Origin of the sequence: Helicobacter muridarum (genome assembly GCF_000765805.2) — a bacterium.
GTDB lineage: Bacteria > Campylobacterota > Campylobacteria > Campylobacterales > Helicobacteraceae > Helicobacter_A > Helicobacter_A muridarum.
In genome coordinates, this window is record NZ_JRPD02000021.1 from 1 (window position 1) to 25,866 (window position 25,866).

Here is a 25,866-nt window from a genome sequence, read left to right on the forward strand (position 1 = left end):
TCGCCTAAAGTCCTAACATAACAAAAAAATCAAAGCTAAATAATATCAAGCTATATTTGAAATAATACTACTATAACACCTAAAATATTATAGTTTCCACCTCTAATACTAATCATCGTAGCTTGTAATTTTAAGCGTTATAGTTGGGAACAATCTAACCTAGCCACAATAATTAATAAATCTAAAAAAAGAAGCAGTCCCAAAGTATGGGCAAAAACCCTTTGTATCCATATATGCCTTGAAATATGCAAATTATATAAGCCCTTCTTAATTATAGAAATCTTTAGCACATATGATAACTATACTTTTAGTATTACGATTTAAGCATTTAGTAATACTAATTGCTATATACTATATATTTACATTTATAGTTAAAGGAAAAAATTTGAAAAAAGAATATATTAGTTTTATTGCATCATTACTATTGCTTACAAATCTTGGTTATTCCAAAGAAGAGAATGAAGCAATAAGACTCGAAGCAGCCACCATTACAGCGACTAGGATTCCAACTACCATAGATGAAGCCCCGGGCAACCTTAGCGTAATAAGTCAAGAAGAAATCCACATTCGCCCCAATAGCAAAATTAGCGATACATTAAGAGGCATTGAGGGCTTGCGTCAAAGCAAAAGCAGAGGATTAGACACATTTGACACTGTTACTATTCGAGGCATTCCAAATGGAGCTACCATCATGCTTGATGGAGTAATTCTAAATGATATGAATAATAATACCAAGATGATTACTTCTATGAATCCAAGCGATTTATTGCAAGTAGAGGTAATTCGGGGTCCATTTTCTAATCTCTATGGTAGTGGAGCAATTAGTGGTGCTATCAATTTTGTAACAGCTATGCCTGAGAAATTTGAAGTAAAAACAAATATAGCATATGGCAGTCCATTCATGCTAAATACCGCTCCAGAGAATCTAGTACGTGGCTATATATCTATTGGAAATGTTTTTTTTGATTCCAAACTAAAGCTAAAAGCTAGCTATGGATTCTCAACATCTGATGGCTATGCAGCAGATACAGCCTTTGTAGAGTCAGGTGATACAATATTAAGTGGGAATACTGGAGCAATAGATAGCGTAAATCCTCAAGGCAAACCGATAAAAATTGTAGGCAACATGGGGAAACAAGCCTATCAAATCCATGACTTTAAATTAAGAGCAAATCTAGACATTACAGAGAATATTTCATTAGATTCTGGATTCTATTTCAATTTCTATGGATATAGGCATGATGATCCAAAAACATTTTTGCGCGATAGCAATGGCAGGGAAGTATGGGGGAATAATACAAATACAAACTCTAGTGGCACGCTAGGCACACATGGGACTAATCGCCCTTTGCCCATTGGATTTGGTAGAAATATTGGCAAGGAAAGATATGCCCAAAGTATATTTTACATAGGATATACTCAATATTTTGATGAAATCATGCTTCAAGCTAAGTATTCTAGGATCGATGGTTGGAGAGACTTTAACAATCCAGATGGTGGCGCAAAAGCTAGCAGTCTAAATGGCTCAAGCATAACTAATGCTCCTAACACCACTATGCTAGGTGGGCAAGGTAGTAATACTAAAGATAGGTATCAAACAAACAATCTAGATATTTTTAGCATGATTCCAATCTTTGATTCTAAACATAAAGTGTTAGCAGGTGGGCAAATCAGACATCAGCAATTTGATAACGAAGTAAATAATATATTTGATTGGACTAAATTTGATAGTGCTATTGAAAACTTTAAAAGTAGTCAAAATGCTAAGAGCATAAACTCTGGAATCTTTGTAGAATTAAGATCGCAATGGCTAAACAATCTTAGCACAACACTAGGACTTAGATATGACTATTGGCTAGGATATGACTTTTTAACAAGTGGAAGACAAGCATCAGAGAATTCAAAACACAAAATCTCACCAAAAGTTACCATAAACTACTTGCCTTTTTCACTCACTACAATTAAAGCATCTTTTGGTCAGGGCTTTAGAGCACCTACATTAACAAATCTCTTCTCAAATCATGTAAGGACAGATGGCGTAGTAACTCTTGGCAACCCAAACCTCAAACCAGAGAGTGTAACTGCTTTTGACATTGGAGTGGAACAAAAGCTTAATATTGGACAATATCAAGGACTAATGAAAGCTTATTATTTCAATACCTACAGAAGTGATATAATATTCACAAATATAGTAAATAGCACAGGAAGAATAGAGAATGGCGGACTAGCTCTAATAAATGGACTTGAGTTTTCATATAAACAAAGCTTGCCATTTTATTTTAGCCTCTTGCTAACTTACACTTATACAAATTCCGAGCATTTAACTAATCCCGGAAATCCAAATCTAGTAGGCAAGAAATTAACAGGCATTCCAGAGCATTTAGGATTTATACAAATTGCCTATGATAATTCTAAATTTTTTGGTAGTTTTGGTTTGGAAATGATGAGTAAGCCATTTGCCAATGCTGATAATAGCGACACTATTAGCGGAGTATATGGCTCTACTGATGGATTTGTGCTAGGAGATCTGCTACTAGGATATAGATTCTTAAAGAATTACGAAGCAAGCTTGAATATAACCAACATATTCAATTACAAATATTTTTCCTTTTATAGGGCACCCGGTGCTGCATTCTATATTCAACTCGCAGCAAAATTCTAATTTCTAGCCTAATATTTATTATAGTCTTTATTAAGATAGAATAAAAGTTATAAAATTAATAACTAAGATTATAGATTTAATTTTGCCATATTTCAGGCTATAGGCAAAGAATCTTAAAAACAATCATAAAAACTAGAATCTAAATTTCGATAATAAAACAATTGGATTATGTATAGACAAATCTTTGTAAAAAATTTAATCAATTTGAGGTATATAATAGTTTCACTCATACAATAGCAAGGTAGAAGCTCAAAATTGTAATAAGCTAGAAACATAAAACTTAAGTCATATGCTAGCAGATAAAAATTCAGAATAAATATTATTGGCGTAAAAGATTCTATTTAAACACAATGCAAACACTAGATAGAACAAATCAAATCAAAAATGATAAGCTCCATCAAATTTTAATAATATAAATCGCTTAGACCCGCTCATCTAGGATATTGCCAATCATATCTCGCATCTTACGCACAAGCTCTATAGCCTCCTCTGAAGGAATCTCACGAATAACTTTCTCTCCATTTGAATCACGAACTGTTACCACTAACCCTTTTATCTCTTCATTATATGAAAAATCAATATTAGTATTTATTCTTTGCATATCTTCTTGTAATTGTTTTGACAATCGCAAAAGCTTATCTTGCATACTAAATTCCACTCCCCCATCTCTTTGTGTGCTTTCTGGTTGTATTGTAGCTTGAGGAGAAATCCTTTTTGCCTCACGAGGTAAGCCCGCGTTACTTACCATAGACATAATGGCACCCTGCAATGATGATAATGAACTTCCTTGTGTTTCCATCATAGCCTCCTAATATTGAATATGATATATTATTATATAATACAATCGACATTTTTTAAATTTTTTGCGAGGATAAGAAACAAATTAAGCTATCTTTTAGTAAGTTTTTATTAGTTTATATATAATCTATACTTTAGCAACATCAATATGGGATAAAAATCATGAATAACTTTTCCAAAATAGGATTTATCATGGCTACTTTGGGTAGCTCGATTGGTCTTGGGCACATTTGGAGATTCCCTACTATGGCTGGACAAAACGGTGGTTTTGCGTTCATCTTACTATATTTACTCATATGTATAGCTACTGGAATTAGCATGCTAATAGCCGAAATGCTAATTGGCAATCGCACTAGAACGAATGCCCAAGATGCTTTTAACGCATTAGATGAAACTAAAAATAAAAATTGGCATTGGGTAGGACTAACTGTAATAGGTGGTCCTCTCATATTGACATTTTATTGCATTGTATTAGGCTGGGTTGTATACTATCTCTATAGTATTAGCTTTAATCTGCCAAGCAACATTGAAGATTCTAAAACTTTATTCATCAGCTTAACTCAAAATATATCATCTCAGATTATAAGCTTTGGCATTGTAATGGCATTGACATCTTATTTTGTGGCTAAAGGAATAAAAAATGGTATTGAGAAGCTTAATTTTATCCTCATGCCTCTATTATTTATTATTTTTATAGGACTGCTATTTTATAGTATGACTATGGGCGGATTTACAAAGAGCCTAGACTTTATGTTTACGCCTGATTTCTCTAAGATTAACCCAAAGGTTTTAATTAGTGCTATGGGACAAGTCTTTTTTTCTCTTTCTCTAGGGGTGGGCATTGTTATTACTTATGCGGCTTTTACAGAACGAGAACAAAATCTATTTTCCTCTGCATTATGGGTATTAATACCGGGCATAATCATATCTATTATTGCTGGATTAATGATATTTACATTTGTCTTTGAATATGGCAGTGAGGACGATGTGGGTGCTGGAGCTGGATTAGTATTTATTACACTACCTGTTATGTTTCAGAAAATGGGAATAGCAGGTAGTATAGTATGCATGCTCTTTATGATAGGCTTGGGATTTGCAGGCATATCTAGCACTATCTCATTACTTGAACCCTGTGTAAAATGGCTAGAAGATAAAACAAATAAGGGCAGAGTATTTTTATCTTGGATTGTTGGTATTGTAATCTTTATTATAGGTTCTGTTTTGATTCTATCTTTGAATAATGGTTTCCCAGAGCTAACAATAGCAGGAAAAAGCCTATTTGATTGGTTTGATTGGATTAGCGCGAATGTAATCATGACCTTAGGAGGATTACTATCTAGCATCTTCGTAGGATATGCTATTAAGAAAAATCAACTAAAAGAATGGACGAAAGGCTACTTTAATAATAATATGTTTGAATTTTGGTTTTTCTCAATCAGGATTTTAGCTCCACTCATGGTAATAGCAATATTTATCTATAATATCTATGATTTAATAGTAGCATAATTTGTCAAGTTGGATAATAACTATATCAGGCAATTTTAGATTTCTTTGTTAAGAGAATTGCATAACAGAGATTGATTTAGTGTAGAATCTATGTGAAATTCCATTAATGCAATTCCGATAAAGGAGAATATATGAAGTTGCTAGGGGCTAGTTTCATTATTACATGCAATGATGATATAGGGATTTTGCGTAATGGCGGAGTGCTAATTGATAATGGCAAGATTCTAGCAGTAGGAGACTTTAATGAGTTAAAACAGCAATGCAGGCAATGCGACTTTCTTTTTTACAAGAATCATATCATACTACCAGCCCTAATTAACTCTCATATTCACTTTGAATTTAGTAAAAATATCTCAAGTTTTATGTATGGCAGGTTTGACTTATGGCTTAATAGCGTCATGCAAAACCGTGGAGCAATTCTAAAGGATAATCTAAAAGCCATACAAAAAGCAATTATGGAGCAGAAGAAAAGCGGAGTAGGCACTGTATGTGCTATTAGTAGCTACGACTTGGATTTAGATTGCTTACTTAACTCTAATTTGCGTGTGATATTTTGCCACGAAGTAATAGGAGCAGATGAAAAAGATTTTGAGAATCAAGTCATTAACATATCTAATAGGCTCGAGCACTCAATGGCACTAAAGACTAATTTATTTCAAAGTGCCTTAGCTCTGCATGCACCATACTCTGTGCATACTAAACTTGCCCAATATATTATAGAATTGGCTTCCAAATATAAACTTTTAATATCTACACATTTTTTAGAATCAAAGCATGAATTAGAATGGCTTCAATCAAAAAGCGGATATTTCAAAGAATTTTATGACAAATATCTAAAGCTAGAAGATGTTCAATCTTTTAACCAAGACGAATTTATAGATTTATTCCATGATGTGCAGGCAATCTTTACTCATTGCCTTTATGCGGATTCTAGTGTTAAGGAAGAGATATTAAAACGAGGTAGCATTATATCCTGCCCTAGATCTAATCTACTGCTTAATGGTAAAATGGGAGATAATAATATTATTGCTACAGATGGCAAAAGTTCAAATAACGATGTAGATCTCTTACAAGAAATGCGTTATGTCCTATTTGCTACACTATCGGCTAAAGAAACAGAGCAAGATGAATCAAAAAGTAGCACAGAAGCTAGGGATATAGAATCTATATCTAAGCATATACTATATGCTGTAACTTGCAATCCTGCTAAAGCATTAGGGCTTAATAATGGAGTATTGCAAGAGGGCAAAGATGCTGATATAGCAATATTTGAGATTGAATGCGAGCATTTAGAGCAGGTCATTACTTCTTTTGTGCTAAATGCTAAAGGTGCTATATCATTATTAGTCAATGGAGTAGATATTATTTCCTATGGAAACAATGAAAACAACACCATTCATTAAGAATAAACAGTAAATTTGTTTAATTTAACCAATCACGCATAAAAAACTTGAATTGGCTACAACAATATAAATATATAAAAATTACTAGTCTAAATAATATTGATATTGCATGCCATATTAGGATTAATAAACAACAAGGGTGGGGAGATCCCAACCTCAAAATTTAAAGGAAGATAATGTGAAAGAATGTTCTTAGCTTAACCCAAAACTATCAAAGGATAAAATCCTTGTTAAGAACAAGTAATCAATTTTATATCAAAATTGATATATGAAATTATAACTATATAAAGCTTAAATAAAAATTAAAAATAATAATAATTTCTAATAAAATAAAAAATATTTTTAGAAATCTAGCACAAGACAAATCAAGGCAACAACTTGTAAAGTGTTGTTTAAAATCAAAGTGATGAATATATGAAGAAATAGCGTGTGGGTGGGAGTTGTTGGGTGTTTTTGTGAAATCAAAGTGTGCATTATTTTTTGAATTTGTAAAAAGGTTTTTATACATTGTAAAAAGAATCCTATACATTCCTTTACAAAATACTATACATGTATATAAAATATGCTTGAAATCACGATTTTAATGGCATTTAAACACCTTTAAACAAAAATTTTTAAATGTTTAAATAGTAAAAACTAATAAGGCTATATTTGAAGTGAATAACTGATATTTATGAGGTATTAGATTATTATGTTTATTGACTTAGGAATCTACTAATGGACATTAAGAGACAAATATAATAAATAATATTAAGTAATCTTTTGGAATAGCCCTATTACAACACCTAATATTTCATACTCTCTTCCCTCTAAATCTATATCATCATAGCTTTTATTATCGCTTATAAGCTTGTATTTGGTAATTTCTGCAATCGTTTAACATATAGCTAATCATCTATACGAGTAACGCATATTTGCTCTTCTCTTGGCATGCCTTTTCTAAAGAAACTTTACTTTACTAAAGAAGCTTCGCTTTGCGCTAAAAGCTTGCAATGAGGCGGTATTGTGGGTAGCATAGAATCTTCTCTAGCACTAATAATTGATAAATCTACAAAGTAAGTAAGCCTGAAATATGCATGCAAAGAAGCCTTATCTACTTCTATATGATGTGTTATATGCTCATCATTAACAAGCCCTGATCCTGCACTTGCATAGACATCATAAACTGGGATTTTATAAAGTCGCTTGACATTTGATTGGTGAATACTAAGAAATTATTGACTAATCATTTTCCCCTTTGCCTACTAAAAACATCATTGATACATTATACTTTTTTGATAGATTTTGCAAGAAATCATAGCTAGGAGAAGTAACTCCGTATTCGTAGTTTTGAATAGTCCTAAAAGATACACCAAGACTATCCACAAAAGCTTTTTGAGAGAGCCCGCTTTTTCCATTATACCAGCGATTCATTGGAATCATAAAAACCTTTCAAAAATGCACAATATAATGTATATTATATTGACAACGCATAAAAAATATGTATAATCATTAAATTAATGAATTTTAATTTAAAGTTTACAGAATTATAAGCTTAATTAATATGCTGTTATAAGCAATGTGTCTGATAATTGATGCCTAATTTAGATATTTTAAAAAGGCTTTGAAATCAATAACACTAGAATTTATTCATTTTTGTTTTTACAATAAAGACTAAATAACTACAAAATATAAAAACTATCCAACAATAACAGGCAAAAATTTCAGCTATAAGTTATCGCGCATACAGCTATAGCAAATCCGCTATCATGACTAATACTTGCAGAGATTTGCTTTATCTCGTATTTGTTATTTGTTTCTAGGTTCATTTTTGATTCTAAACTTAGGGCTACATATGGCTTATTTAGAGAATCTTTATAGATACAAATATCATAAAATCCAAGCAAAGAGCCTATACCAACTCCAAAAGCCTTACTCAAAGCCTCTTTCAACGACCAAAAGGCTGTTATACTTGATAGCTTATAATCACCAACTCGAAAATCTCTCTCTAAATCCCATAACGTTGAGCTAACATATTCTTCATAATAAGCTAGGTTTGTCTTATCAAAAACCCTAAGCCTAGTATTGCCCATGTTATCCAATATGAGACTTGGCTTAGAATCTAATCGCGTATTTAGCATAATAATCTCACTTGGCAATAAAAAACGCTTTAAAAAAAAGAATCCATGACGATTGATAACTTTTTCCATACGTTCTATAGAAGCTATATCTGTCCCTACCTCTATATTCATACATTCTCCATTATCATAGCAGTAACTCAAAGTTAATATAAGATGGTAAAGTAGGTCATAACCAATAAAGCAAAAACTAGAATCTAAACCATAAGTTTAGCATTGTAACAAGCTAATTTGTTTATATTGGTTTTATAAAACATAGAATCTACTTCATAATTGCAGGATTATTGTATATCAATGTCTTATCAAGCAATTCTTGCAAATTGACATCTTTGCCAAAGATTTTTTCATATATAATGAAATTTGCAATAATCTTCATACCATAGAATCTAGTCTCTTCAAGCGGAATAAGTTCCATGCTAAGCCATGGTTCATATTTTCTATTTTTCAAAAACAATTCATTTTTAGCAAGTAGTCTGCGCAGGAATCCAGGTCCACCATTATAAGCATAAGACACAAATAACGGATTATTGTATTCTTTTTGCAATTGTTTAATAAAATGTCTACCCATTTCAAAGGCAATCTTTGGATCGAATAAGTCATTATAGTTGATATTTTTTAACCCCATTTCCTTGGCAAATGGCTTTACATTTGCTGGCATAATTTGCATAATTCCAAGCGCGAATGATTTAGAAATTAATGTAGGAATAAAATAGCTCTCCTGTCTAGCAATGGAGAATACAAAGCTTTGTTCTTCTACATTGTTCCAATTAATCAAACCCTCATAAGGTGATATATAGTAATTCTTAGAGTATTTGTCAATTTTTTGCATAACATAGGCTAATTGTGGCATAGTATCCTTGTAAGAAAAGTAAGGCACTGACTTTGCAAGAGCTACTGGATCATTACTATTTATCATAGTCTTAGAGATATTCTGCCATACATAAGGATCTTTTGTATCAAAAGGCGGGTTAACTAAGGCTAAAGACGGAAGAGTGCTTACAACCTCAAATGATGGTGGCTTTTTTAGCTTCTGGTTAGCATAAATGCTAAATATATTCACTTGCTTACTTGTTGATAATTGGTCTAAATGCCTAGAATCATTAGTTGCTAAATATTGCCAAAATAAAGCCCTATCAATAAAAAATGGTACGTTGCTAGCATTTTGAGCACGTTTAAAATATTCTATTGCTTTTTTCTTTGATCCAAAACGTAACTCATTGATTCCAAGTAGAAATAGGGTATTATGAGGAGCTTGGGTTATATTGCTCTTTAGTAAGGCTGTTTTTAGATTATGTAATTTAGAATCTAAAACAATGCTATTTAATATTGAATAGAATCCATTTGTCTTATAACTACTTAATCTCTCAATGTCCTTTGCCATATCATCAGAGTGCATTCTGCTTTTCTCATCAGCACTTAAAGCATGATACACCATTGCAAACACTATGGAATTTTCCTTAAATATATCCTTTGTGCGATTAGGAGAATGCAAAACTTTAATTGCCCTTGCAGTGTCCTTGTGTGTCTTATCAAGCTTTGCTTTTATAACTTCTACTTCCTTACTTGGCAATGTTTTAAACGCAGATAACTTACTTCGTGCCGCAATAGCTAAACAAGCATTATCTTCTTTTTGTGCTAGTTTTAAGCTCATTTTTGCACATTCCATATCTCTAGGAAGCTTCTCTGTTTTGCCTATTTTATCTAAGACTCGTCGTAGATATGGGTTTTTTGCATTCAACAACTTATATACTTCATTAACTTCTTGCGCATTCAATGTATTTTCTGTTAAATATTGCCATATATAAAAATCGCGCACAATACCCTTTGGTTTATCTTTAATATAATGGTTGAAGAATTCCCTGCCTTTTAGCTGGATTGTAGGAGATTTAGAATCTACCTTATCATACATTATGTTGTCTTGTGATGATTGATTGGACTGCTTGCTTGGCTGAATTAGCTTATTATCACTTATTTTATATTGCTTTGTGGTAGTCTTATTGTCATGTGTAAAATCAATAATGCTATCTGCGAAAAGCATAATATTAAAGAATTGCAGCAAGACAAATAAATATACCAGATGTAGCGCATTCTTTGACATGTATTTCCTTAGTTAATGGAATCCCATAAGAAACCTAGCAACAGTAAGATTAATAAACTGCCCTATTAAAATCACCAAAAACGGCGCAAATTCAAGACCATTGTATTCAGTCTTCATTACTTTTTTTAATGCCGCATAAGAAGGATAAGTTATTTTATTAATAATAATTACAATATTACTATAAGGATCTGCTCTAGCAAGATTTAGTATCGCACCAATAAAAATTACCCAGCAATACAATGTTATTATCCAATACATGATTGTGCCTATTGCATTGCATACCAATACCAAAAATGTCATAATATCTCCTTAAGTTATTGCTAGAATAAGCGGTATATGTTGCTTTATGGGCTGATATAGTTTATCTAGCTCTACCCCATGTTCAACCCCACTTAGAATCATACGTAATGGTTTAAATAATGCTTTACCTTTTAATTTAGTTTCAGCTGAAATATAATTTTTCATATCCTCATAATTATCAAAGCTAGACTTTTGCTTAAAAACAGAGATAATGCTATCAAACTCAATTTCAAATCCATGTAGATTCTCTTTTTTTGCAGAAATGGGCTTGAATATGCTGCAAAACTTACTAATTAGCTCATGCGCACTACTAATTTCATTGGCATATAAGAGGATAATTTCATCAAAATCCTGATTAATTAGAATTCTATTTCGCTTACTATAAAATTCCAGCTGTTTATCTATGGCTTCTTGTAGCTTGGGATAGAATCCACGCCTATAAGTGATATTTTGCAAAGATTTTCTCAACATATCGCGATTAATTTGCAACAGCTTTTTGTAATCAAAGCGCGCCGCATTGCTAGATATATACTCTACATCAAAATAGGATAAACATTCCTCATAACCAAACAACTCTCCTACTTGTGTTTCTAGTTTGCCATTACCTAGCAATATTAAGTAATTTGCTATTGCATTTGGTTCTAATCCTTCTGATAAAAGCCACTCTACGCTTGATGCCTTATCCCTTTTGGACATTTTTTTATTTTCTTCGTTTAGAATTAATGGCAAATGTGCATATCGTATATTAGTATAAAATCCTAATGCTTGTCGTATAAGAATCTGCTTTGGGGTATTGCTGATATGATCCTCACCTCTAATAATATAGCTCATATCCCTATCATCAACACTACATGCAAAATTATATGTAGGAATATCATTACGCATAATTACAAAACTATCTATTTCATTAGCATTAAAATGCAAATCTCCTCTAATAGAATCATAAAAGCTTACATTTTTACTTGCGCGCAATCGTATGATTGGACTTGCAGTCTTATTGCCTTTTTCTAACTGCGCCCATGTATCATCATATCTAAAGGCAACTTTATTTCTTTTTGCTTCTTCACGCTTATTTTCTAAAAATTCTTTTGAACAATAGCAATAAAAAGCCTTGTCTTCCTTCAATAGTCTATGCGCTAATTCTCTATGCAAAGGAAAATTATTACTTTGATAAATCACGTCATCATATTTAATATGAAAATTATCAAGAAGCCATAAAATCCTCTTATCTTTGCCTTCTATATTACGATCTAAATCAGTATCTTCTATTCGGATAATGAAAGGCTGTTGCAATTTCTGCGCCATAAGATAATTAAATATTGCAGCACGTAAATTGCCTGTGTGCATGTCGCCTGTAGGAGAAGGTGCAAATCTTAGCATAAAAACCTCTAATGAAAACTTCTCGCGATTATAGCGAAATACAAATTTACTTGATGACTTGATATAGGATTTACAACAAGTAGTTTATTATTAATATTATAAGATTATAATTATTTAACTATATTAAAAGACATTTAGTAATATAAAAATCAATATCTTAGAACTATTCTACAAAACATTTAACCAAAATAGCAAATTAATTATTTCTTAAGTTTATAGCATTACTAAGAGATTATAGCGATAATTATATATCTAGCCATGTCTCTAATACATGAATCTGCCTTTTAACCTCATCGCTATTGCAACCGCCTATGCTATTTCTTCTTTGCATAGAATCCTCCAAATTCAAAGCAGAAGAAAGCTTATCTATATTAATTGCTACACCATCTCCCAACTCCTTTACTAGCAATGCTTGTAAATCTTGAATATCAACTTGACTTAAATCAAGTCCTTCTTTCTCAGCATAGCGCACACAAATACCTGTAACATGGTGTGCTTCTCGGAATGGAATCCCAAGCTCTTGCACTAAGAAATCAGCTAAATCTGTAGCAACCAAATGCCCTACTTCGCACATTTTGCGCATATTTTCTTTATTGATATGCAATGTTTTTAAACTTGCATTTAGAATTTCAAGGCAAATATGCGCAGTCTGAACAGAATCAAATACAGATTCTTTATCCTCTTGCATATCTTTATTGTATGCAAAAGGCAATGATTTCATAGTAGTTAGTAAGGCGATTAGATTCCCATAAGCCCGTCCACATTTGCCGCGTAGCAATTCGGCTACATCTGGATTCTTTTTTTGTGGCATAATGGAGCTGCCTGTCGCAAAATCATCTGCAAACGCAACAAATCCAAATTCATAACTACTCCATATAATAAGCTCTTCGGCAAGCCTTGAAATATGCAACATAATCATTGAAATATCATATAGCAAATCTAATGCAAAATCTCTTTGTGCAACAGAATCCATAGCATTCAAGCTAGCAGATTCAAAGCCTAAGCCTAATGCTAGATTCTCTCTTTCATTTTTGTATGGAGTCCCAGCCAATGCAGCACTACCTAATGGACATTCATTGATCATAGATAAACTATTTCGCAATCTTTGTATATCTCTCTTAAACCCCATGCACCAAGCAACTATATGATATCCAAAGTTAATTGGTTGCGCATGTTGCAAATGTGTCATTCCAGGCATAAGTGTATGTGTATGCTGCTTTGCTATATTCAAAAGCGTTTGAATGAGTTTGCCAAGTAAGCCTTGCAACACTATATTTGCCTTACGACAATAAAGCATAAAATCAAGTGCTACTTGATCATTGCGACTACGTGCAGTGTGCAACTTCTTACCTGCCTGTCCTATTTTCTTACATAACTCATTTTCTATTGCAGTATGAATATCTTCATTTTCTAATGAAAATGAGAATTTATCTTTTATAATCTCGCTTGATATCTCCCTCAAGCCATTTAGAATCAAATCTAGCTCATTAACTTCCAATAATCCAATACTATAAAGCATCTTAGCATGCTCCATTGAGCCTTGTATATCCTCCTCCCAAAGATTTTTATCAAATGTAATGCTGGCATTAAATCTCTCAAGAAGTTCATTCATAGATTCATTAAACCTACCGCCCCAAAGCTTTGCCATAAATGTCCTTTCTAAACATGATATATAGAGAATTATAATGTTTTTCTTATAAATACCAAATTCAAGTTTTGAATCTAGCCTACTTCAAGGCTGCAATATAAGCCTATGCAAAGAAATAATATTTCTTCCTTGATCATTACTAGCCTCTCCCTTGAATAATAAAAAAGTGTAAGATTGGTTGTTAATAGTTTGAATACTAATCTGATTTGGATTATTTTGCTTAAAGGCATTTATAAGATTCCTACTTGCTTCCTCGTAGAGATGTATCTCTTGTTTTGATTCTTGAATCATCTCCTCTTGTAAATAAGCTAAGCTAAGAAATGTAAAAGATGAAATAGCTACTGCAAATATGCAATCAAGAAATATGAAAGCATAGCTATGATTAGATGTATCTAAATTACATGATATATTAGATTGCATATTGGTTAAACCTCGAGATTATGCGCTTTGAGCAATGATTATATACCATTGTCTATAAGTTTCATTAGAATCAAATGCAATATGTAAAAAGGGTGAAAATAAAATATATTTGAGATATTTATTCATCGAATAATGACTTCTCGCAACCCAGATTCTATATGTCCAATTACATATGCATCGCTATTAGATATTATATTAAGAACATGCTCTTTTGGAACTATAAGCACCATGCCAACCCCCATATTGAATACTAAAAATGCCTCCTCCTTACTAATATATGGCAGAAAAATATTAAAAACTGAAGGGATTTTGATACTAGATTCATCTATTATGGCACAAACATCATCGCCTAATATACGAACTACATTTTCCTTCAATCCTCCTCCTGTAATATGAGCTAACCCTTTTATCTCATTATTGAAATGCAAGAATTCTTTAACATAGATTCTTGTTGGCTCTAACATAGATTGGAGCAGCGTTTTACCGTTTTGCATTACTTGAGTAATGCCTATATTTCTCGATTCTATAATACCTCGAACAAGGGAGAATCCATTGCTATGCAAACCACTACTAGGAAGAGCTAGAATAATGTCTCCGCTTTGTATAGATTGCCTCTTTTGCAAATCTTCTTTTTCGGCAATACCAACAGCAAAACCAGCCAAATCAAATTCTCCCTTAGAATAAATGCTTGGCATTTCAGCAGTTTCTCCGCCAATTAACGCACAACCAGATTGCTCACAAGCCGTTGCAATGCCCTTAATAACGCGCAGAGCGTTATTTGTATCTAACTTATGAGTAGCATAATAATCTAAGAAAAACAAAGGCTTAGCAAAGTCACATATCAAATCATTTACACACATAGCCACCAAATCTATGCCTATATTATCTAACATATCATGCTCTATTGCCATTTTTAGTTTAGAGCCTACTCCATCAGTAGCCGAGCATAACACAGGATTTTTATATCCATTTGGTAATTCAAAGCAACCAGAAAATCCACCAAGCCCACCAAGCACTAACGGATTAAAAGTTTTTTTAACAACATGCTTTAATTCTTGCACAAATCGATTGCCCTCTGCAATATCAACGCCAAAATTTTTATAAGTTAAAGTGTCCAAAGTCTTATCCAAATATGTGATTTATAATTTAAAATCTTATTCTATGGTATCAGAATCTATATAAAGAGAACTTTAATTTGAATCTATGCTTATGGCTTAGCCCTAATATTTGGTTATAATTTCTAATCATTCTTATACATATATTACAAAAAGGTTAGTAATGTTTGAGAGTTTAAGTAGCGGATTCCGCAGTATAATTAATAAAATGCGCTTTAGCGATGACGAAAAATCACTAGATAGAGCATTAGATGAGCTAAAGAAGATTCTATTAAAAAGCGATGTATATCATAAAACAACAAAAGAAATTCTCCAAAAAACAAAAATAAAGACAAAAGAGAAGGGGATAGGTAGAGAAAACTTCTTGCAAGCTTTAAGTAGCTCACTACTAGAAATTTTAGCTGTTAGTGGTAATTATGGATTCACATACGCCAAAAAACCGCCAACCAATGTGCTAATGTGTGGGTTGCAGGGTAGTGGAAAAACTACTACTAGCGCGAAACTAGCAAATTACCTAAAGTTACGAAATAAGAAAGTTTTGCTTGTGCCATGCGATTTACAAAGATTAGCAGCTGTTACACAGCTAAAAATATTGGGAGAGCAAATTGAAGTAGAAGTATTCGAATCATCTAGTCAAAGCCCCATAGAAGTAGCTAAAGAAGCAATACAATACACCCAAAAATCGCAGTTTGATGTAGTTATATATGATACAGCAGGCAGGCTTGCTATTAGCGAGGAGCTTATGCAAGAACTCATCGATATTAAAGCTATTGTAAATCCTCATGATATATTCTATGTAGCAGATTCCCTAAGTGGACAAGATGGAGTTAGAAGTGCGACTAGTTTCCATGAAAAAATACATTTAAGTGGAGTGATATTAAGCAAGTTTGATAGCGATTCTAAAGGAGGTATTGCGCTATCAATTGCATATCAAATTGGAATTCCGCTTCGTTTTGTGGGAACTGGAGAAAAGATTGCTGATATTGATCTTTTCTTGCCTGATAGAATCATATCTAGGCTTATGGGAGCTGGAGATATTGCTACTTTAGCAGAGAAAACATCTATAGTAATTGATGCAAAAGAAGCAAAGGATATACACAAGAAGATAAAGAAAGGCAATTTCACATTTACGGATTTTTTAAACCAAATTGAAAATGTCAAGAAATTAGGCTCTGTAAGCTCGATTATGTCTATGATTCCTGGTATGGGCAACATGGCTAAATCACTAAAGGACGTAGATTTGGATAACTCTGAAGAAATCAAAATTATTCGCGCTATGGTGAATTCCATGACACCAAAAGAAAGGGAGAATCCAAGCTTATTAAACGGCTCAAGACGCAAACGTATAGCACTAGGTAGTGGGCTACATGTAAGTGATATAAATCGAGCCTTGAAGCAATTCGATCAAGCAAGCAAGATTGCTAAGAAACTAAGCCAAAAAGGTGGAGTGCAAAATTTCCTAGGCATGCTCTCTTCACAGCAGATTCCAAGATAGGAATTAGATATGAGAATCTATACTGACTATAGTGCTAACATTAATAAGCTTTGGAATTATCTTAGAACCATTACTCTGATTTTTTATTTGATATTAGCGATTGCAAATACTAGCTTTAGCAAGGATTCAAAGACTAGAGATGAAAGAGAGGAAAGGATAGCCTGCATTATTGATTATAATAAAGATACATGTATAAAACTAATATCTAAGGGCTTGCAAAATGTAAACGAATGCAATGTTGAAAATGAATGTGGTATATTGGCTATGATTTACTACCATGCAGGTAGAGATAATGAAGCTTTACCATATCTTACTAGGATTCGTGATGCAAGTGAACTAAGAAATTACAATCAGTTAGGAATGCTACAAAGACAAAATAAAGACTATGTTAATGCCAAGAAAAATTTCGAATTAGCTTGTCAAAAAGGCTATATAATGGGCTGCTTTAATCTAGGTGTGCTATATGAAAATGGATTGGGCGTTAAGAGGGATTATAATAGGGCTATTGAGCTATATGAGGATTCCTGTAATAGTAAAATTGGCATAGCTTGTTATGGTATCGCCGTGCTATATTTCAATGGACAAGTAAACGTAAAGATAGATTCCAATATAAGCGGGAAAAAAGCTATGGAAAAGCTTATAGCGCAAAATAATATGGAACAAGCAAAGGTTTACTTCACAAAAGCATGTGAAATTGGATATGAGGACGCATGCGAATGGAGCAATAGACTTAAAAAACAATCCAACTCTAAATAGTAAATTTATAGAATCCCAATATAAGACAACCAAAATAACTTAAGCAACATATATAATTAATAAAAGTGCTACCAAAGCAACCTTAAATGAATAAGAAGCAAAAAAGCCTTAAGGTATATATCTATTAAAGTTTATCTTTCAATACTAAATATTAAAAGACTATTTATCAATCTTTAAATAACCCTCATCTGCAAGTAGCTGCGCAACTCGGGCAAATATAGGGGCAGCTGTCTGCCCTGCATAGTAGTCCTCACTAGCCTGCGAGCCGTATGCAACTACTCCAATAGTATAGGTCTTAGTTCCATCACTCGCATATCCAAAGAATGAACCATTATAAATTGTTTCGCCTCCTTCCTTTTCTCTTGCAGTTCCGGTTTTACCACCAATAATCAACCCTTCCACATCAGCATTCTTAGCTGTCCCCTCTCTTACAACGCGCTGCAAAAGATTCTGCATAAAATTGGCAGTCTGCTCGCTAATAACTTGTCTTGGTTCCTCAAGGCTAGGATATAGAATCTTATCATTAGGAGATATGAAATACTTTGTTATATGCGGAGAAACTAGAAATCCGCCATTATTAAAAACCGCATATCCACGCAACAACTGCATAAAACTCATTCGCAAACCATATCCATAGCTAGCCGCGCCCTTCTCTACTTCACGACTCAAAATATTAGCCTTTGGCAATAAACCTGTAGCTTCGTTAGCTATATCTACGCCTGTAGCTTGTCCAACTCCAAAGGTCTCAAATAACTCTCGCATTTGAGCTCCACTTAGGTTTTTTGTAAGCTTTGTCATACCTATATTGCTTGACTTGATTAGTATATATTCCGGGGTTGCAGACTTTAATGGAGTAGAATCGCGTATAGTAAAAGTTCTTAGCTTGTAGATTCCATCGTTTAAATCAATCCTTTCTGATAGATTGATCTTTTTATTATCAATAAGATATGAAAATACTAGTGGCTTTATAGTGCTACCTGGTTCGAAAGAACGCTCTGCAGCTGCAACTCTCATAGCAGTAGTAATATTCTTGCTACGTTGCCCTCTATTTGGATTAAATGTAGATGACGATGCAAGTGCTAGAATTTCACCTGTGCTAGGATCCATAATCCCAGCTACAATCTGCTGCGTCTTATATTGTTTATTTGCTACCTCTACAATGCTCTGAAGCTTAGCTTGAAAAGAAAGGGGTATAGTTAACTTGATATTAAATCCATCTTCTCTTTCATTACTTTGAGAATTATTGTTTAAAATAATATTCCCGCTTCTATCAGCTAGCCCTGTTACTCTGCCATCTCGCTTTGGAGATAAAATTCCGTCTCGATATTTTTCTATCCCAGATTGTGCCACAAATCGCAACTTATCGTCAAAAAGCCTACCATCAATAGTTCTTTTGGTATAATTAGTAAATCCAAGTAAAGGTTGCATAAGCTCATTAAAGGGATATTCGCGTTCAACCTGACTAACAGTTATATCAAGTCCACGTTCAACTCTTGTAACCGCACCATCTCTTACATCTGAATTGTAAGTGAAAATCGGAGTATAACACTCCTTAGATAGATCTATACTTTTATTCTTATAATCAACAAGTGCTATGTTCAGCTCTTGCATTGCTTGAGACTGGGGAATATTGCCTTGCTCTAGATTATCCAATGTGCGCAAGATTCTAGAGTCTAATGCGCTTTCTCTTTTTTTCTGTCGAACAACTTGAGCATGTGCTATCATTGTTTGGATTTCAGAATCATTAATACTACTCTTATTAATATAGCTAAAAGTGCATTTCTTATATACGCTTAGCATAGATAACTTTTGATTCAGTATTCTAAGATTTGCAGCAACAAGAGAATTAGCATTGCTTGTAAGAACCACATTTCCACCTTTTGATAGAGAAAAGCGGATAGAATTACTATTTAAATTTGCATATAGATTCACAAGGCTAATTAAAAGTTCTTTCTTTTCTTCATAAATAGATGGTGCATAAATTGCTATTTTGTAAAGTTTATGGCTTGAAGCAACAATATAATCATCAAGGCTTGAGATTTGCCCTCTCATAGCAATGTCTATATCCGTTTTAGCAGACCATGGATAATCCCTAGATTTTTTATTGTATGGCTCCATGGCTGGAGGCTGAAATATAATCTTTGCATACACAGCGAATAAGAATACAGTAAAAGATAGTATAAAAACCCCTAAAACAATAAAAAGTCGTCCTGCCTTAAAAGATTCTGCTATCTCGCTTACTTGATCTTGATTTGTATAATCTTGTTTAATTATATTAATTTGTTGTTTCTTTTTGCTATCTTTAGTATGTTTTTTAAAGTTTGGGCTAAACTGATAATTTTCTTGAATATTATCAAGCATAATAGAATCTATACTATCACTTTGTGAAATATTTTGTCCAGCATTACTTACACGTTTTAGAGGTATCTTACCTTCATTTTGTTGTGCATGTAGATTAAGCGATATATTAGAATCAGATACATTGTTTGTAGACAAGCTAGTAGAAATAGATGAGGTGCTGCTTTTATTGACAACTCGCCTTATAGAATTATTACTTTGATTATTATCAGCCATTGCGAATTTAGGGCTCTGACTAGAATTAGATTGTATAGAGTTAGCCATAAAGGCTAATTTCTTTTGAATATTAGATTCCAACTCATCGCTACTTTTATACGAGCTACTTGTAACGCTTCGAGTTTGATTATGATTAAGTGGAGAACTTAAAGAAGAATCATTTCTTAATGAAAAAATTCCTTTAGAAAAACTATCTGAAGAAGATTTTTTTTCATTGGAAAGTTTCTTGGAGTCCGCCACATTAGGTCTATTAACAGACTCCCTATCGTTAATGTCGCGTCCTTGCATAAAGATAATTACAAAATGAAGTTATAGCTATACTTGTGTTCTTAGAATCTCTTTGTATGCACTAATTGCTTTATTTCGTACTTCTAACATTAATTTCATGCTAGTTTCAGCCTTACCTATTGTAATAGCTGCTTGATGCAAGTCCTTTACCTGCCCGCTTGCCATATCAGCTAACGCTTTATCAGATTCCTCTTGAGATGCGTTTAACTCATCTAGGGATTTCTTAAGTAGTGAAGAAAAATCTCCCTGTTTTCCCTTAACTTCATTAACATCTGTTAGAGAAATATTACTAAGCCCAGCAGATTGAATTGGTGTAACTTGTGCCATGTATTTCTCCTTGTATTAATATCTCCTGATTATACAATATATTTCATATTTTTTAGTTACTTTTAACATTATAACTAAGCTTGAAACATAGTAATCGCTGTATTTGCCATATTCTTAGCACTTTGAAACGCGGCAACATTAGCTTGATAAGCTCTAGTTGCTTCTACTAAATCGGCCATTTCAACCACAGGATTAACATTTGGATATGCAACATAACCTTGTGCATTTGCATCAGGGTGAGTAGGATCATATTTCATAAGCGGCTTATTATCATCTCGCACAATCTTATCAATATATACACCTGTAATGCTTGGAACAGGCTTGATACCATAAATCCCTTCTTGCAATGGATCCTTATACTCAAGCAAGTTATTATCCTTTGCTAACTTCTTATTTAGCTCCTTATTAAAATCAAAAGAGCGAAAAACAACCTCTTGCCTTCTATATGGTCCACCCTCATCTGTGCGGGTAGTATTTGCATTAGCTATATTTGCAGAAACTACATTAACGCGCACTCTTTGTGCCGATAATCCATATCCACTAATATCAAATGTACTTAAAAACATTGTTTATCCTTTACTAGTTACGCTATCAATTTTATTTACTATAAATTCTTACCAGCATCTAAGGCATAAGCAAAAATACCTTTATGCTTCTTCAATGCCGCAGTGAGAGATTGATACATTACGGAATTCTTACCTAATTCAGTAGTTTCCACATCTAAATCCACACTATTGCCGTCATTTCTAGCTAAATGTCCATCTCTAAAAAACATAGAGCCCGTCAATCTATCAGGATGCAGCCCAGAAATATGCTGTGGCATAGTCCTAGTTAATTCTAAATCTTGTATAGAAGATTTAGAATTAAAAATTTTTGCTGCTTTATTGGCTAACATATCCTCAAAATGAACATCCTTAGGTCTATAATAAGGAGTGTCTACATTTGCTATATTACTAGAGATCAAATCCTGCCTTAAAGACCTATAATCAAGTGCGCTATACACAAGATTATAAGCCCTAGAAGTTTCAAATGAAGTGCCGAAAGTTTTTGATAAACTATTCATAATATTCTCCTTAATAGCTAGTATTCCTAATATAACTGAAGCAAAACCAATTCCAAGTTTCTATCATTTGGTATTCTACAATTGCTTTATAAATGCAATCAAGCTGAAAATTACTCTGCATATATAAGATGCAGCCATGCTAAGATATCCTCTAAAATCTCATGTTTATTTATCTCATTGAGTATCTCATGTCTTGCGTGCTTAAATAGCTTTAATGTAATATTATTATACCCTTGCATAGATAATATATTTTTTGCCTTTTCTACGCCCTCTCCAAAATTACCACAAGGATCCATATCTCCGCTAACAAATAAAATAGGCATTTTCTGAGATATATCATCAGCGTGCTGTGTAATTGTATAAATATCCCTTAAAGCTATAAACAAATTTAAAAAACTTTGCAATGAAAAAATAAAGCTACATTTTGAATCTGTTATATAGGATTGCACAACAGAAGAATCTGAACAAAGCCACTCAAATCCTGTGTTTTGATGATCTTTTACATGAATCTTCTTAAGTAGCTTAGCATTAAAGCCACCAAATGAAAGCTTATTTAGAAGTTTTGATCCCCTATCTTGGAGATTTAGGGATTGCAATTTCTTAGTAAGCAAAATTGCCACATTAATGAGTGGATTTGGCGCAGGCGTCCCACTTAGAATCAAAGCATCAATAGTTTTTGAATACTTAAATAAATAAAGCCTAGCGATAATTGAACCCATAGAATGACCTAAAAGAGTGATTTTTGCATTATAGAATCTAGAGTGCAATTCTTGATTGAGAATGTATAAATCTTTAACTGCTTGATTGATTCCATCTTTCCCCATTTCACCCCAATATATTTCGTTATCGCTATGGAAGTCTTTGGGTTGCTTACTTATACTCTCTCCATGTCCCCTATGATCGCTTATTGCAACAATAAAACCCCGTTCTGCTAGAAATGCTCCCACCCATTCATATCTGCCTTTATGCTCTACCATGCCATGTGCAATGTGAATGATATGAGATGATTGTTGCAATGGTTGATATAAATCCCAAAATATAGAACCAAAATCAGAATCTAGGGCAATATTACGAGTTATTTTTACTTGTTTATCCATTTATTTTCCAAATATTAATGAAGTATTAAATTTTGATGTCTTAACAAATAAAGAGTTTATATACATGCAAAATTGATAGATTATCATACTAAATTTTTGTTAAGCAGGTTTGTTCATAAAAGTAATAAAAGTTTAGATTTAATTACTTAATGATAAAATTAATAATAATTATGCTGCATGGATACTAATAATCTAGCATTATAGTAATTTCCAATAAGGAATATTATGCAATATGCAAATATATTAACAGGCGGGATAGGCTGCGGAAAAAGCACAGTGGCTAAACTTTTGGAGCTGCATGGATTTCAAATTATTGATGCTGATATAATTTCGCGCGAGGCTATGAATGAAAAAAAGGATTGCATAATACAATCCTTTGGTGATGAGATTATAGAATCAAATGAAAAATCAGATGAAATAATAATCAATAGGACTAAGTTGGGGCAAATTATCTTTAATGACAAAAATAAAAAAACACTACTAGAAGATATTTTACATCCGCTTATACAATCTAAAATTCTTTATCAATGCAACAAGATAGAATCTAAAAAAGTTCCTTATTTTGTTGAGATTCCATTGTATTTTGAAAGTAGGTTTGAATACAAGGCTAGATATGTAATTTGCGTATATACAACAAGAGAAAATCAAATCCAAAGAGTTCAACAAAGAAATAATTTATGCTTGGAAGAGGCAATAAAGCGGGTAGATTCTCAAATTGATATTGAGATTAAGAAAAAAAAGAGTGATTTTATTATTGAAAATCTTAGTGATTTAAAATCATTACAAAAAAATATAGAATCATTCCTGCAAAGCTTCCTGCCATTATTTTCATAAGTATAAACTAAGTTTTAGTGTATAGATTAAAGAGATTAATGTTTATTTGGTTTTTGAACACATGATAAAAACTCGCATAAAAAATGTTGCAAATAAAGTAATACAAAGCAGCTGCATCACAAGTTCTATTTGGTTCATTATAGAATTAGATTCTGGTGTCGCTACAATCACTGGATCGCCATTAAATATCTTAGAGACTTCTGGCAAATAAAAGAAACACAAAAGCAACATTAATATAACATTTAGAATGTTTAGAATCCAAACAAAGAATGTGCTTTTTCTAAATCTAAAACTAAGCGTCTCATAGACTAATATTATTATCGAGCTAAATAGCAATATATAGTAAAGATTATCCCAAATCGTGCTCATAATAATACCTTGGTCATATCTAGTAATGAGCGTATCTGTATAGGCATTTGCTCGAAAAATAGAATCTAAATCGAAGATATAAGCCTCCAATAATACACAAATAAGTAATGCTCCAAGACTTACAGCAACAAATAAGAGATATATGCCAGCAACAATCCTAGACAATTCGAACTTCATTATATCACCATAATAATGCCACTTTGATTAACTAAGCCATCAAAGTAACCAATCCTCTCTTCATCAGAATGCACACGTATTTGGCAATTAATTGCAACATATTTATTGTGGCTAGAAAAATTATGAGTAGGAGATATTACCGCTCCATCTCCTAGCACATGCTCAATAGCTTCTAGCACGGCTTCCTTTTGTATACCAATAATGCGATAACTCCACATGCAAGGATATTCTATATTGGGCTTTATATCTGGCATTGAACTAACATCACTATGTTGCATTACATTCCCCTATTAATGTGGTGATTGTTAGATATTGTAGCATGTTTTGAGATTCTTTCATTATAAGAGCTTGACTACCTCATCATATATAAAAACAGTCATAGAAACATGCTTTTCTCTAAAAAATAAACAAAAGACTCTATAATTAATCCTCATAATTCATAATAAGGATTAAATATGCAGTTTAAAGCTGAAATAGAGATTGCAACTAGGAATGGCGTCCTTAATCCAGAATCTAAAGCCATATTGCAAGCCCTACAATCACACAACTTCGCTATATCAAAGCTTAGTATGAACAAGAAGTTTTATTTATCTTTAGAATCAGATTCTAAAGAAAATGCAATGAAAACATTACAAGAAGCTTGTGAAGAGTTCTTGGCAAATCCAATTATCCAAGATTACATCATACATATAGAATCTATCACAGATTCTGATACAGTTTCAAACTAAGGAGTGTCTATGGTAGCAATACTTATCTTCCCTGGCACAAACTGCCATGAAGATCTAGCATATATATACCAATATCTTGGCTATGAAACCTGCTTTATATGGCATACGCAAGAATCCTTACCAAGTGAAACAAGGTTGGCTGTGCTTGCTGGAGGATTTAGCTATGGGGATTATCTTAGATGCGGAGCAATTGCTGCAGCTTCTACTAGCATTAAGGCTCTCAAGAAATATAGCGAGCATGGAGGACGTATACTTGGAATCTGCAACGGATTTCAGATTCTATGTGAAGCAAATATGTTACCCGGTGTGCTTATGAGAAATACAACATTAAAATTTATCGCCAAAAATGCCATGTTAGAAGTAGTCAATACAAACAATGCAATGCTTAGAAATCACACAAAAGGACAGCAAATAAGAATCCCAATAGCACACGCAGAGGGAAATTATCAAGTAGATTCAAATACATTAGAATCTCTATATGCAAATGAACAAGTCTTATTATCTTATTCAAATGATATAAATGGTAGTATTGATAGAATAGCTGGGATATGCAATAAAGATAAAAATATTTATGCCATGATGCCACACCCAGAACGTGCTGTAAACTTCAAGTCCATAAATGTAGATACCAATGACAATTCAGCCGAAAACATTGTAGGTATAGAACTGCTAAAAACATTATATAATTAATGTTTAGGGCTTAAATTTGCA

The 25,866-nt window shown here is 32.9% G+C and carries 25 protein-coding genes; 8 read left to right on the forward strand and 17 right to left on the reverse strand.

Annotated features, from left to right (window positions below; translation table 11 throughout):
• Positions 1-385: 385 nt before the first annotated feature.
• Positions 386-2,662, forward strand: coding sequence for a TonB-dependent receptor (locus LS73_RS07815; protein WP_052089432.1), 2,277 nt, complete (start codon positions 386-388; stop codon positions 2,660-2,662).
• A gap of 421 nt (positions 2,663-3,083) precedes the next feature.
• Here LS73_RS07815 and LS73_RS07820 read toward each other — a convergent pair whose 3' ends face one another.
• The gene (locus LS73_RS07820) at positions 3,084-3,419 is read right to left on the reverse strand and encodes a flagellar protein FlaG (RefSeq protein ID WP_407918747.1); all 336 of its coding nucleotides are present in this window, start codon (positions 3,417-3,419) and stop codon (positions 3,084-3,086) included.
• A 203-nt stretch (positions 3,420-3,622) separates the two neighbouring features.
• Here LS73_RS07820 and LS73_RS07825 point away from each other — a divergent pair, with 203 nt between their 5' ends.
• Together LS73_RS07825 and mqnF are read left to right on the forward strand one after the other, a co-directional pair.
• Positions 3,623-4,966: a sodium-dependent transporter gene (locus LS73_RS07825; protein WP_034559752.1), complete on the forward strand. Its 1,344-nt coding sequence runs from the start codon at positions 3,623-3,625 to the stop codon at positions 4,964-4,966.
• A gap of 131 nt (positions 4,967-5,097) precedes the next feature.
• The gene (gene mqnF, locus LS73_RS07830; protein ID WP_052090012.1) at positions 5,098-6,369 is read left to right on the forward strand and encodes an aminofutalosine deaminase family hydrolase; all 1,272 of its coding nucleotides are present in this window, start codon (positions 5,098-5,100) and stop codon (positions 6,367-6,369) included.
• Positions 6,370-7,319: 950 nt separating this feature from the next.
• On the opposite strand, the gene LS73_RS10455 is transcribed toward mqnF, so the two are convergent.
• The 9 genes from LS73_RS10455 to purM all read right to left on the reverse strand — a co-directional run bounded on the left by LS73_RS10455 (position 7,320) and on the right by purM (position 15,450).
• A complete protein-coding gene (locus LS73_RS10455; protein ID WP_267891661.1) occupies positions 7,320-7,451 on the reverse strand; it encodes a hypothetical protein in 132 nt (43 codons plus the stop codon).
• 139 nt (positions 7,452-7,590) lie between these two features.
• Complete coding sequence (locus LS73_RS07835) at positions 7,591-7,791, reverse strand: helix-turn-helix domain-containing protein (protein ID WP_034557263.1); 201 nt, start codon at positions 7,789-7,791, stop codon at positions 7,591-7,593.
• Between the two features lie 281 nt (positions 7,792-8,072).
• Positions 8,073-8,600 (reverse strand): holo-ACP synthase, encoded by a 528-nt coding sequence (acpS, locus tag LS73_RS07840; RefSeq protein ID WP_034557262.1) that lies wholly within the window; start codon positions 8,598-8,600, stop codon positions 8,073-8,075.
• A gap of 148 nt (positions 8,601-8,748) precedes the next feature.
• A complete protein-coding gene (locus tag LS73_RS07845; protein WP_052089516.1) occupies positions 8,749-10,584 on the reverse strand; it encodes a lytic transglycosylase domain-containing protein in 1,836 nt (611 codons plus the stop codon).
• A 12-nt stretch (positions 10,585-10,596) separates the two neighbouring features.
• A complete protein-coding gene (locus LS73_RS07850) occupies positions 10,597-10,884 on the reverse strand; it encodes a YggT family protein (protein WP_034557261.1) in 288 nt (95 codons plus the stop codon).
• Between the two features lie 9 nt (positions 10,885-10,893).
• On the reverse strand, positions 10,894-12,264 hold the full coding sequence (gltX, locus tag LS73_RS07855; protein ID WP_034557260.1) for a glutamate--tRNA ligase: 1,371 nt from the start codon (positions 12,262-12,264) through the stop codon (positions 10,894-10,896).
• Between the two features lie 244 nt (positions 12,265-12,508).
• Complete coding sequence (gene argH, locus LS73_RS07860; RefSeq protein WP_034557259.1) at positions 12,509-13,912, reverse strand: argininosuccinate lyase; 1,404 nt, start codon at positions 13,910-13,912, stop codon at positions 12,509-12,511.
• Positions 13,913-13,996: 84 nt separating this feature from the next.
• The gene (locus tag LS73_RS07865) at positions 13,997-14,332 is read right to left on the reverse strand and encodes a hypothetical protein (protein ID WP_034557258.1); all 336 of its coding nucleotides are present in this window, start codon (positions 14,330-14,332) and stop codon (positions 13,997-13,999) included.
• A 122-nt stretch (positions 14,333-14,454) separates the two neighbouring features.
• The gene (gene purM, locus LS73_RS07870; RefSeq protein ID WP_034557257.1) at positions 14,455-15,450 is read right to left on the reverse strand and encodes a phosphoribosylformylglycinamidine cyclo-ligase; all 996 of its coding nucleotides are present in this window, start codon (positions 15,448-15,450) and stop codon (positions 14,455-14,457) included.
• 160 nt (positions 15,451-15,610) lie between these two features.
• Between purM and ffh the strand changes: the two genes are divergently transcribed.
• Complete coding sequence (gene ffh, locus LS73_RS07875; protein ID WP_034557256.1) at positions 15,611-16,942, forward strand: signal recognition particle protein; 1,332 nt, start codon at positions 15,611-15,613, stop codon at positions 16,940-16,942.
• Between the two features lie 9 nt (positions 16,943-16,951).
• The gene (locus tag LS73_RS07880; RefSeq protein WP_052089515.1) at positions 16,952-17,698 is read left to right on the forward strand and encodes a tetratricopeptide repeat protein; all 747 of its coding nucleotides are present in this window, start codon (positions 16,952-16,954) and stop codon (positions 17,696-17,698) included.
• 159 nt (positions 17,699-17,857) lie between these two features.
• Here the strand turns inward: LS73_RS07880 and LS73_RS07885 are convergent, their stop codons facing one another.
• The 5 genes from LS73_RS07885 to LS73_RS07905 all read right to left on the reverse strand — a co-directional run bounded on the left by LS73_RS07885 (position 17,858) and on the right by LS73_RS07905 (position 23,047).
• Positions 17,858-20,560, reverse strand: a complete 2,703-nt coding sequence (locus LS73_RS07885) for a peptidoglycan D,D-transpeptidase FtsI family protein (protein ID WP_233708863.1) — start codon at positions 20,558-20,560, stop codon at positions 17,858-17,860.
• A 27-nt stretch (positions 20,561-20,587) separates the two neighbouring features.
• Positions 20,588-20,887 (reverse strand): flagellar hook-basal body complex protein FliE, encoded by a 300-nt coding sequence (fliE, locus tag LS73_RS07890; protein ID WP_034557254.1) that lies wholly within the window; start codon positions 20,885-20,887, stop codon positions 20,588-20,590.
• A gap of 74 nt (positions 20,888-20,961) precedes the next feature.
• Positions 20,962-21,453 (reverse strand): flagellar basal body rod protein FlgC, encoded by a 492-nt coding sequence (gene flgC / locus LS73_RS07895; RefSeq protein ID WP_034557252.1) that lies wholly within the window; start codon positions 21,451-21,453, stop codon positions 20,962-20,964.
• 38 nt (positions 21,454-21,491) lie between these two features.
• Positions 21,492-21,950, reverse strand: coding sequence for a flagellar basal body rod protein FlgB (gene flgB / locus LS73_RS07900; protein WP_052089514.1), 459 nt, complete (start codon positions 21,948-21,950; stop codon positions 21,492-21,494).
• 110 nt (positions 21,951-22,060) lie between these two features.
• Positions 22,061-23,047, reverse strand: a complete 987-nt coding sequence (locus LS73_RS07905) for an alpha/beta fold hydrolase (protein ID WP_034557250.1) — start codon at positions 23,045-23,047, stop codon at positions 22,061-22,063.
• A gap of 225 nt (positions 23,048-23,272) precedes the next feature.
• Between LS73_RS07905 and coaE the strand changes: the two genes are divergently transcribed.
• Entirely contained in the window at positions 23,273-23,881 is a 609-nt protein-coding gene (coaE, locus tag LS73_RS07910; RefSeq protein WP_034557247.1) for a dephospho-CoA kinase, read from the forward strand.
• A 42-nt stretch (positions 23,882-23,923) separates the two neighbouring features.
• Here the strand turns inward: coaE and LS73_RS07915 are convergent, their stop codons facing one another.
• Both LS73_RS07915 and LS73_RS07920 read right to left on the reverse strand, forming a co-directional pair.
• The gene (locus LS73_RS07915; RefSeq protein WP_034557501.1) at positions 23,924-24,427 is read right to left on the reverse strand and encodes a hypothetical protein; all 504 of its coding nucleotides are present in this window, start codon (positions 24,425-24,427) and stop codon (positions 23,924-23,926) included.
• Positions 24,427-24,705 carry an HP0495 family protein gene (locus tag LS73_RS07920; protein ID WP_034557245.1) on the reverse strand — a complete coding sequence of 93 codons (279 nt, stop codon included), beginning with the start codon at positions 24,703-24,705 and terminating at the stop codon, positions 24,427-24,429. The genes LS73_RS07915 and LS73_RS07920 overlap by 1 nt, the downstream gene beginning before the upstream one ends.
• Positions 24,706-24,882: 177 nt before the next feature.
• Between LS73_RS07920 and purS the strand changes: the two genes are divergently transcribed.
• Together purS and purQ are read left to right on the forward strand one after the other, a co-directional pair.
• A complete protein-coding gene (purS, locus tag LS73_RS07925) occupies positions 24,883-25,155 on the forward strand; it encodes a phosphoribosylformylglycinamidine synthase subunit PurS (RefSeq protein ID WP_034557243.1) in 273 nt (90 codons plus the stop codon).
• Positions 25,156-25,164: 9 nt separating this feature from the next.
• Positions 25,165-25,845: a phosphoribosylformylglycinamidine synthase subunit PurQ gene (gene purQ, locus LS73_RS07930; RefSeq protein ID WP_034557240.1), complete on the forward strand. Its 681-nt coding sequence runs from the start codon at positions 25,165-25,167 to the stop codon at positions 25,843-25,845.
• The last annotated feature ends 21 nt before the right edge of the window (positions 25,846-25,866 follow it).